This window comes from Arthrobacter ruber, assembly GCF_002954225.1.
GTDB lineage: Bacteria > Actinomycetota > Actinomycetes > Actinomycetales > Micrococcaceae > Arthrobacter_D > Arthrobacter_D ruber.
Map to the genome: position 1 here is coordinate 329,781 of NZ_PPTH01000014.1, position 9,031 is coordinate 338,811.

General features: G+C 67.2%; 8 protein-coding genes, 1 tRNA gene and 1 pseudogene. 4 read left to right on the plus strand and 6 right to left on the minus strand.

Going from position 1 to position 9,031, the window contains the following annotated elements:
* Positions 1–117 precede the first annotated feature (117 nt).
* From CI785_RS06590 to CI785_RS06600, 3 genes and pseudogenes are all read right to left on the minus strand, one after another.
* A pseudogene (locus tag CI785_RS06590) lies at positions 118–359 on the minus strand (transposase); the annotation flags it as partial.
* A gap of 131 nt (positions 360–490) precedes the next feature.
* Positions 491–700: a helix-turn-helix domain-containing protein gene (locus CI785_RS06595; protein WP_105031279.1), complete on the minus strand. Its 210-nt coding sequence runs from the start codon at positions 698–700 to the stop codon at positions 491–493.
* A gap of 139 nt (positions 701–839) precedes the next feature.
* Positions 840–916, minus strand: a tRNA-Thr gene (locus CI785_RS06600).
* Positions 917–1,137: 221 nt separating this feature from the next.
* Here CI785_RS06600 and CI785_RS06605 point away from each other — a divergent pair.
* The 4 genes from CI785_RS06605 (at position 1,138) to CI785_RS06620 (ending at position 6,132) form a co-directional block, all read left to right on the plus strand.
* Positions 1,138–2,631 carry an alpha,alpha-trehalose-phosphate synthase (UDP-forming) gene (locus tag CI785_RS06605; RefSeq protein WP_105031280.1) on the plus strand — a complete coding sequence of 498 codons (1,494 nt, stop codon included), beginning with the start codon at positions 1,138–1,140 and terminating at the stop codon, positions 2,629–2,631.
* Positions 2,621–3,400, plus strand: a complete 780-nt coding sequence (otsB, locus tag CI785_RS06610; protein WP_105031281.1) for a trehalose-phosphatase — start codon at positions 2,621–2,623, stop codon at positions 3,398–3,400. The genes CI785_RS06605 and otsB overlap by 11 nt, the downstream gene beginning before the upstream one ends.
* 132 nt (positions 3,401–3,532) lie before the next feature.
* Positions 3,533–4,621 carry an ABC transporter ATP-binding protein gene (locus CI785_RS06615; protein WP_105031282.1) on the plus strand — a complete coding sequence of 363 codons (1,089 nt, stop codon included), beginning with the start codon at positions 3,533–3,535 and terminating at the stop codon, positions 4,619–4,621.
* 146 nt (positions 4,622–4,767) lie between these two features.
* Positions 4,768–6,132 carry a DUF4032 domain-containing protein gene (locus tag CI785_RS06620; RefSeq protein ID WP_105031283.1) on the plus strand — a complete coding sequence of 455 codons (1,365 nt, stop codon included), beginning with the start codon at positions 4,768–4,770 and terminating at the stop codon, positions 6,130–6,132.
* Positions 6,133–6,187: 55 nt separating this feature from the next.
* On the opposite strand, the gene CI785_RS06625 is transcribed toward CI785_RS06620, so the two are convergent.
* The 3 genes from CI785_RS06625 to CI785_RS06635 form a co-directional block, all read right to left on the minus strand.
* The gene (locus CI785_RS06625; RefSeq protein ID WP_105031284.1) at positions 6,188–6,712 is read right to left on the minus strand and encodes a DUF4190 domain-containing protein; all 525 of its coding nucleotides are present in this window, start codon (positions 6,710–6,712) and stop codon (positions 6,188–6,190) included.
* Positions 6,713–6,812: 100 nt separating this feature from the next.
* Complete coding sequence (locus tag CI785_RS06630; protein ID WP_105031285.1) at positions 6,813–8,183, minus strand: FAD-binding oxidoreductase; 1,371 nt, start codon at positions 8,181–8,183, stop codon at positions 6,813–6,815.
* Complete coding sequence (locus CI785_RS06635; protein WP_105031286.1) at positions 8,180–8,632, minus strand: SRPBCC family protein; 453 nt, start codon at positions 8,630–8,632, stop codon at positions 8,180–8,182. Before CI785_RS06635 ends, CI785_RS06630 begins: the two co-directional genes overlap by 4 nt.
* Between the last annotated feature and the right edge of the window lie 399 nt (positions 8,633–9,031).

Below are 9,031 nucleotides of genomic sequence, written 5' to 3' on the forward strand. Positions count from 1 at the left end.
GCGCTGTTGATACAGCTTCGCGCAACCGAACTGGAAATTCTCTTATGGGCGGTTCTGGGTTTAATGAAGACTCGCGCTATGTGATTTCTACCAGTTGATCGTGGTTAGTTTTGCGGCTCATCGTAATTCAGGGTGTAGTCGTGGTCTGAAGCCGCCGGATCCAGGAGCGATCGGGCGATGTAGTTGGTAAGGTTCCGGAATCCGAGGGCTGAGCCGCGAAGGTGCTCGAGGTGCCTATTGACCGCCTCCGTGGGGCGGTTGCTGGTGCCGGGCCGTTCGAAGAACGCGAGGACATCGCCAGCACGCTGCTTCAGGGACCGACCGAGTCTGCGGATCTCTACCAGGGCGGCAGGATCGCCGCTCCCCGACCGTTCAATGCGGACAGTGCCCGACGCGGTACCGAATCGCGCCCACGCTTCCCACCCGCCCTTCTTCGACGGCTTTGTTCCGACTGACCCTAGCTGCCCCGGCAGCAATCTCGGGCGCCCCATCAGGCAGCGTCCTTCATGCTTTCGTACCAAGCGAGGAACTGTGCCTGGTCGTATCGGACAATGCCATTGAGGCGACGAGCCGGCGGACCGACGCCGGAGGAGTGCCAGTTGGCCAGGGTTTTCGGGGCAACCCCGAGAATCCGAGCGACCTCGATCCTGGTCAGGACTTTGACTAACGGGGTTGCGGATTGATCGTTGTTTTCATTCATAGAAACCATGTGTGCGGCGGCAAAAGGAACTCTCACCGGCTCTGCACAGCGCAAAACGTCGGATAAACGTCGGATTGAAAAGACAGCTGACACAACAAACCCCTCCTGTTAGGTGTTTTACCTAGTCAGGAGGGGTTGGTGGAGCCCCCTGTCGGATTCGAACCGACGACCCCCGCTTTACAAGAGCGGTGCTCTGGCCAACTGAGCTAAGGAGGCGTACCGGCCGGAGCCGGCGAGCGCGGTGGCCCCTTCGACCTACGGGAGGAGGGGACGCCGAGCGCTCGTTAAGGGTAGCCCAGCACCCGCACCGCGGGAAATCAGGCCATGGGAAGCCGAGGCGACGGCCGCCGGCACGGAGGAACCTCTTCCCGGGGCAGCGGCACCGGACCCCGGACGGCGTGAACCGATAGAGTCGACGACGAGACCGAACTACTGCGATGGAGCCCGTTTTGAGTGCACAGCCTTCGACCACCCCGGGCATCACGCCGCCCTCCGCGACCGAGGGGGAGTTCGGTGATTTCGACTTCATCGTCGTCTCGAACCGGCTCGCTGTGGACCGCGTCGTCGACGAGCACGGCGAGAGCTCATGGCGACGCTCCCCCGGCGGCCTCGTGACGGCCCTCGCCCCCGTGATGGCGAAGGCCGACGGCGCCTGGGTCGGCTGGCACGGAGCGCCCGACGAGACGCTCGAGCCCTTCGACGAGGACACCATGCACCTGGTCCCCGTGCCGCTCAGCGCCGAGGAGGTGGAGCTCTATTACGAGGGCTTCTCCAACGCCACCCTGTGGCCCCTGTACCACGACGTCATCGCGTCCCCCGAGTTCCACAGGACCTGGTGGGACTCCTACCGGAAGGTGAACGAGCGGTTCGCGGAGGCGACGGCGTCTGTCGCGGCCGAGGGCGCCACGGTGTGGGTGCAGGACTACCAGCTGCAGCTCGTGCCGAAGATGCTGCGGCAGGCGCGCCCCGACCTGAAGATCGGCTTCTTCAACCACATCCCCTTCCCGCCCCTGGAGATCTACGCGCAACTGCCCTGGCGGCGCCAGGTGATCGAGGGGCTGCTGGGCGCCGACCTCATCGGCTTCCAGCGGCCGAGCGACGCGAGCAACTTCCTGCGCTGCGTGCGCCGCTTCAAGGGCTACACCATCAAGGCGCAGCAGGTGCATGTGCCCGCCGACGACGGCACGCCGGCCTACGTCTCCCGCGCCGAGGCGTTCCCCATCTCCATCGACACGGCGTCGATCACGGAACTGGCGCACCGCCCCGACGTGATCGAGCGGTCAAGGGAGATCCGACGCGAGCTGGGCGATCCGCAGCACATCCTGCTCGGCGTCGACCGCCTCGACTACACCAAGGGCATCGGCCATCGCCTGAAGGCCTACGGCGAGCTGCTCGAGGACGGCGCCATCACGGTCGAGGACGCCGCCCTCATCCAGGTGGCCAGCCCGAGCCGCGAGCGCGTGGAGCAGTACCGCATCCTGCGCGAGGACATCGAGGGCGCGGTCGGCCGGATCAACGGCACCCACGACACCATGAAGAACACGGCCATCCGGTACCTCCACCACAGCTACCCGGTGGAGGAGATGGTGGCGCTGTACCTCGCCGCGGACGTCATGCTCGTGACGGCGCTGCGTGACGGCATGAACCTCGTGGCCAAGGAGTACGTCGCGGCCCGCACCGCGAACACGGGCATGCTCGTGCTCAGCGAGTTCGCGGGCGCGGCGGACACCCTCCGGCAGGCGATCCTGGTGAACCCGCACGACATCGACGGGCTGAAGAGTGCCATCGTCTCGGCCATCACCATGCCGAAGGCGGAGGCCATGCGGCGCATGCGGCTCATGCGCCGGCAGGTGGTCCAGAACGACGTCGAGCGGTGGTCCCGGGCCTTCCTCAACGCCCTCCAGTCCGAGGGTCCCGATCATGACGCTTGAACCGGCCCTGCACGCCGCCCTGGGGCGCCTTGCCTCCACCCCGCGACTGCTCGTGGCACTGGATTTCGACGGCACGCTCGCCCCGCTCGTCGAGCGGGCCGAGGACGCCCGGGCGTTGCCCGCGTCGGCTTCGGCGGTCCGCGCGCTGGCCGACCTCCCCCACACGACCACAGCCCTGATCTCGGGGCGCGCCCTCGCGAGCCTCCGCGCCGCTGCCGATCCTCCCGGGGATACCCTGCTGATCGGCAGCCATGGCGCCGAGACCTGGACCGGCCCCGACGCCGCACCCCTCGCGCTGACGCCCGAGCAGGAGGACCTGCGCACCCGCGCCGTCGACGTCGTCGAACGCACGGTCTCCGCACACGAGGGGACGCGCATCGAGCTGAAGCCGGCCGGTGTCGTCCTTCACACGAGGACCGCGGCCGACGACGTCGCCGATGCCGCGGTCGAGGCAGCCAGGGCCGGCCTGGCCCAGCTCGAGGGGGTCCGCGTCACGGACGGGAAGCGTGTCCTCGAGATCTCGGTGGTGGCCGCGGACAAGGGGCAGGGGCTGGCACTGCTCCGGGAGACCACAGGCGCCACCGCGGTCCTCTTCGCGGGCGACGACGTGACCGACGAGCACGCGCAGCGCACCCTCGGCCCCGACGACGTCGGAATACGGATCGGCCCCGGAACGACGGCGGCCGCCTTCACCGTGCCCACGCCCGAGGATTTCTCGGAGGTGCTGCAGGAACTCGTGTCCCTGCGGGCCCCTGGTGCGCGCCGCTAGAGGAACGTGTCATACTACGGGGACGCGGCTCCTGTCACCGGTACTGGTGGCCGGCCGCGCACCCCAACTGAATATCTTCCATTCACTACGGATCGTCGGGCACGTACCTGCCCGTGAAAAGGAACCAACACCATGGCAACGGTAACGTTTGACCAGGCCACGCGCCTGTACCCGGGCACCGAGAAGCCCGCCGTCGACAAGCTCGACATCGACATCGCCGACGGCGAATTCCTCGTCCTCGTGGGACCCTCCGGTTGCGGAAAGTCCACCTCCCTGCGCATGCTCGCCGGCCTCGAGGACGTCAACTCCGGACGCATCCTCATCGGCGACCGCGACGTCACGGACGTCCCCCCGAAGGACCGCGACATCGCGATGGTCTTCCAGAACTACGCGCTCTACCCGCACATGTCGGTCGCCGACAACATGGGCTTCGCCCTCAAGATCGCGGGTGTCTCCAAGGAGGAGCGCGCCGAGCGCGTCCGCGAGGCCGCGAAGCTCCTCGACCTCGAGGACTACCTGGACCGCAAGCCGAAGGCACTCTCCGGCGGCCAGCGCCAGCGTGTCGCCATGGGCCGCGCGATCGTGCGCAACCCGCAGGTCTTCCTCATGGACGAGCCCCTCTCCAACCTGGATGCGAAGCTGCGCGTGCAGACCCGCACCCAGATCGCTTCGCTGACCCGGCGTCTCGGTGTCACCACCGTCTACGTCACGCACGACCAGGTCGAGGCCATGACCATGGGTGACCGTGTCGCCGTGCTCAAGGACGGTCTCCTCCAGCAGGTCGACACCCCCCGCAACCTGTACGAGCGTCCGAAGAACGTCTTCGTCGCCGGGTTCATCGGCTCCCCCGCCATGAACCTGCTCGAACTGCCCGTCACCGACGGGGGCGTCCTCTTCGGCGGCATCGTCTACCCCGTGCCGGGTAATGTCCTGGACGCCGCAGCCGGCAACACCGTCACGCTCGGCGTCCGCCCCGAGGACCTCGTCCTCAGCAGCGTCGGCGAGGGCCTGCAGGTCGAGGTCGACGTCGTCGAGGAACTCGGCGCCGACGCCTACATCTACGGCCACACCACGCTGGACGGCAAGGACCACGACATGGTGGCCCGCGTCGACGGCCGCCGCCCGCCGATGAAGGGCGACACGGTCTACGTCCGCCCCGAGCAGGGTCACGTGCACCTGTTCGACACCAGCAGCGGTCTCCGCCTGGCAGAGACGGTCTAAGTCCCTCCGCGGACACAGCACCACGAACGACGACGGCGGTGGCTCCGCCGGGTATCCCTCGGGAGGCCCGGTGGACGCCACCGCTTCGTTTAACGGCAACTACGCTTGGACCAGGACCACCCCCGCCCTATCGCGAAAGCAAGATCATGACCGAGATTTCCAACGCCCAGTGGCATGACGAGCCGACCGACTACGACCAGACCGGCAAACTGCCGCGATTACGGCCGGCGTCCGCCGAGGGCCCGAGCTCGCTGGGATCCCTGAACATCACCGCCGCCGCCACCGACCCGGAGCTGCTCGACCTCCCCTGGCACGTGGCCCTCGAGGAATGGCCGGCCAGTGCACTCGCGGCGCTCCCCCGCGGTATCTCCCGGCATATCGTGCGGTTCGCCCACCTCGGCGGTTCCGTGATCGCCGTGAAGGAGACCAGCGAGCACATCGCCCGTCACGAGTACCACATGCTGCGCAAGCTGCAGCGACTGGACGTGCCGTGCGTCGAGCCCGTGGCCGTGATCTCCGGACGGACCAGCCCCACGGGCGAGGAGCTCGATCCCGTGCTCGTCACGCGGCATCTCAAGTTCTCGCTGCCCTACCGTGCGTTGTTCTCGCAGACGCTCCGCCGGGACACCCTGACGCGGCTCATCGACGCCCAGGCGCTGCTCCTGGTCCGCCTGCACCTCATCGGGTTCTACTGGGGCGACGTCTCCCTCTCCAACACCCTCTTCCGCAGGGATGCGGGAGCGTTCGCCGCCTATCTCGTCGACGCCGAGACCGGCGAGCTGTACCCGGAGCTCTCGACCGGCCAGCGGGAGTACGACCTCGAGATCGCCCGGGTGAACATCGCAGGGGAGCTGATGGACCTCGCCGAGGGCGGGCTCATCGAGGAGAAGGTGGACCCGCTCGCGACCAGCGAACTCATCATGGACAGCTACCGCCGCCTCTGGACGGAACTGACTGAGAAGGAATCCTTCGAGCTGGGCGAGCGCTGGCGGGTGGGGGCCCGCATCCGCCGACTCAACGAACTCGGCTTCGACGTCGAGGAGTACGCCATCAGGTCCGCCGCCAACGGCACCCAGATCCAGCTGCAACCAAAGGTGGTCGACGCCGGACACCACAGCCGCCGCCTCCTGCGGCTCACGGGCCTCGACGCCCAGGAGAACCAGGCCCGCCGGCTCCTGAACGACCTCGATGCCTACCGTGCCGACAGCGACCCGGCACTCGACGAGGAGTTCAGCGCACACCTCTGGGTGAACGAGGTGTTCGAGCCGATCGTCCGGGCCGTGCCCCGGGAACTCGGCGGCAAGCTCGAACCCGCGCAGGTGGTCCACGAAGTACTCGAACACCGGTGGTACATGTCCGAGCGTGAGGACCGGAACGTCCCGCTGGCGGAGGCCGTGCAGTCCTACCTGGACGACGAACTGCGCCACCGACGCGACGAGGCGGCGATCATGCTGACAGCCGATGCCGGGACCATAGGCATCGACGAGGACTCGGAGTACGGCGACAACTAGGTGTTAAAGGAAAGGACCGGCAGCCGATGGCTGCCGGTCCTTCCTGCTCAGGAGCCTACGGGCACTGTGTGGGCTGGCCCTGAACGGTGACGGGCGTGCCGGTGGGCAAGCCTTCGCACGCTTCCAGGATCTGCCCTGCCAGCTCTGCAGCGAAGCTGGCGATGACGGCGATGAGGATCGCGCCGAGGATCGTGAACACGACGCCGATAATGATGCCGGCGAGGGCAAAGCCGTTGCCCATCCTCGCTTTCCGGGACTTCACGAAGGCGATGATGCTGATCACCAGTCCCACGGGGGCGATCAGGATGGCGAGGATAAATCCGACGATCCCGAGCGTCCTGCCCGGGTTCTCCGCCGGCTGGCCCTGATAGCCCTGCTGTCCCGGGTAGTTGCCCATCGCGGAGCCGTACTGTCCCTGCTGACCGTACGGTGACTGCCCCTGCTGACCGTACGGCGACGTGCTCTGCTCGCCGTACTGCGGCCGGTTCTGACCGTACTGCGGCTGGTTCTGGCCGTACTGCGGCTGGTTCTGCTGACCGTAGGGCGAGTTGCCCTGCTGATCCGGATTGTTGTCAGACATGCTGCCCCCAGGGGAAAAATGGTAAGTGACGGGAACTCCCGGCAGTTTCCTAAACGGTATCATCGGGCGCCTGCCCGCAGCAGGAGCGGCGACGCAACGATCAGGAGATGATCGCCTTCCCCGGATTGAGGATGTTCAGCGGGTCGAATACCTGCTTGATGCGGCTCTGCAGCTCGAGGACCGCGGGCGACTGCTCCCAGGCGAGCCAGCGACGCTTGTACTGACCCACTCCGTGCTCACCCGTGATGGTTCCGCCGAGGTCCAGCGCACACCGGACCGATTCGTCGAGCGCCTCTTCCAGTCGCTCCTGCGCCCGCTCCCCCTCACTCCGTTCCACCCAGAAAGTGGGGTGGAGATTGCCGTCCCCAGCATGCGCCACGACCTTCAGCCGGACCTCATGACGGAGGGCCATGGCCTCGAGAGCGGCGACATACCGCACGAGCTGGGACTTCGGGACGGCGACGTCCTCCCCCACCCGATACAGGTCGTCCACCTCGTCGCCGCGGCTGTGGCGTCTGAGGTCTATGAGCCGGTCGGCCTCCCCCGATCCTTCCTCGCTCACGCCGGCACCCAGGTCGAGGAGAACGCGCCGGATGACCTCGGCTTCCACGGCAGCACCGTACCCGTCGGTCTGCACCAGGAGGAGTGAACCCCCGCGGTTACGGAGGTCCGAGCCGTGGGCGCCGTCGAGCGCCTCGAGCGTCCGTCCGTCGAGGAGCTCGAGGATGGCCGGTTGCACCCGGGCCCGGCCGATGGCGAGAACGCCCGCCGCCGCCTGGGTGAAGTCGTCGAAGAAGGCGGCAAGCGTATGCACTGCCTGAGGCAGGTAGCGAAGACGCACGGTGATGCCGACGATGACGCCGAGAGTACCTTCCGACCCGGTCATGAGGGCCGTCAGGTCGTAGCCGGCCACCCCCTTGAAGGTCCGGTGACCGGTCGAGACGAGCGACCCGTCCGCCAGTACTACCTCGAGTGCCAGCACGGAATCCCGGGTGACACCGTACTTGGCGCATCGGAGTCCACCCGCGTTCGTGGCCACATTGCCGCCGATGGTGGACCATCGATAGCTGGCCGGATCGGGTGCGTACATCAGCCCGTACGGAGCCGCAGCAGCATTAAGGTCTGCGTTGACCACGCCGGGCTCGACGACGGCCGTTTCGTCGTCGGGATTGATCTCGACGATCCGGGTCATGAGTTCGAGGGACAGGACCACGCTGCCGGTCGTGGCGTGGGCACCGCCGGAAACGCCGGACCCTGCGCCCCGGCACACGATCGGAACCGAGTGGCGGGTCGCCCATTTCAGGAGCGTCCGGACATCGTCGACCGAACGTGCCAGCACGACTGCCAGCGGAAGGATCACCTGCTCGATGGGGCCCTGGTCCCGGGAGTACCGCGCGAGATCCTCGTCCGACGTCGATACCCGTCCGGGCAGCGAGGCCTCCAGCTCTGCGATGGTGGTTGCGTCTGTCATGATCCCCCCATGAATCGCCGGTAGCGCGCCAGGGCTCCGGGCCAGAACAAGCGGTAGAAGTCGTAGGTGTCCTGCGGATCGGCAGTCGTCCACCCGTCATGACCGAGAGTGAGCACGGTAGAGGTGCTCTCACTTGGCCGGTTCACCAGCGTCGGCTCCGCCGTATCCGCCGCGCCACCGTCTCCCAGAACCAGTTCGAGACGAACCTGGGTGGTCGAGGCAGAGCCGGGATGCTTCCATCTCAACTCGAGCCACTGCCCGGGCCGACCCTCGATCACCTCCCCCCACACGTTCTCCTCGTCCTCCGCCGAGGTCTCCACGAGGGCGTTGTCCTCCAGGTCGAAGAAACTGTCGTCCCCCCAGCGGCTCAGCTCATCCGCAGGCCACCAGAGATGCAGATGCTCCGTGAGCCCCGCCCAGGCGTGATCCGCAGGCGCGGGTACCGTCACGACAGCCTGTAGAGGCGGTCGAGGAGCCGGGAGGTCGCCGGCGGCGGAAGAATGCGAGAACAGACCACTCATGTACCGACCCTACCGTCGGGTGTGCAGTGCTTTGCGCGGGCTGGTCGGTTCTGGCGGATGCTGTGGCGGGTGCTGTGGCTGCCGACCGGTGCTTGACGGGTGTCAGCTCCGTCGGCGGTGGTGGTGTGGTCGGTTGCCGGGAGTACGGTTCCGGGTGGTGTCGGCCCTCTTGGGGATGGTGCCGGCGGGTCGGCGGCCGTGCGGCTGTGTGCCTGTGTGCCTGTGCCTGTGGGGGTGGGTTTGGTGGTTAACGGGGAAGAGGCCCCACCGTGGGGTGGGGCCTCTTGCCTGTAATGGTTGTCCGGCGGTGTCCTACTCTCCCACACT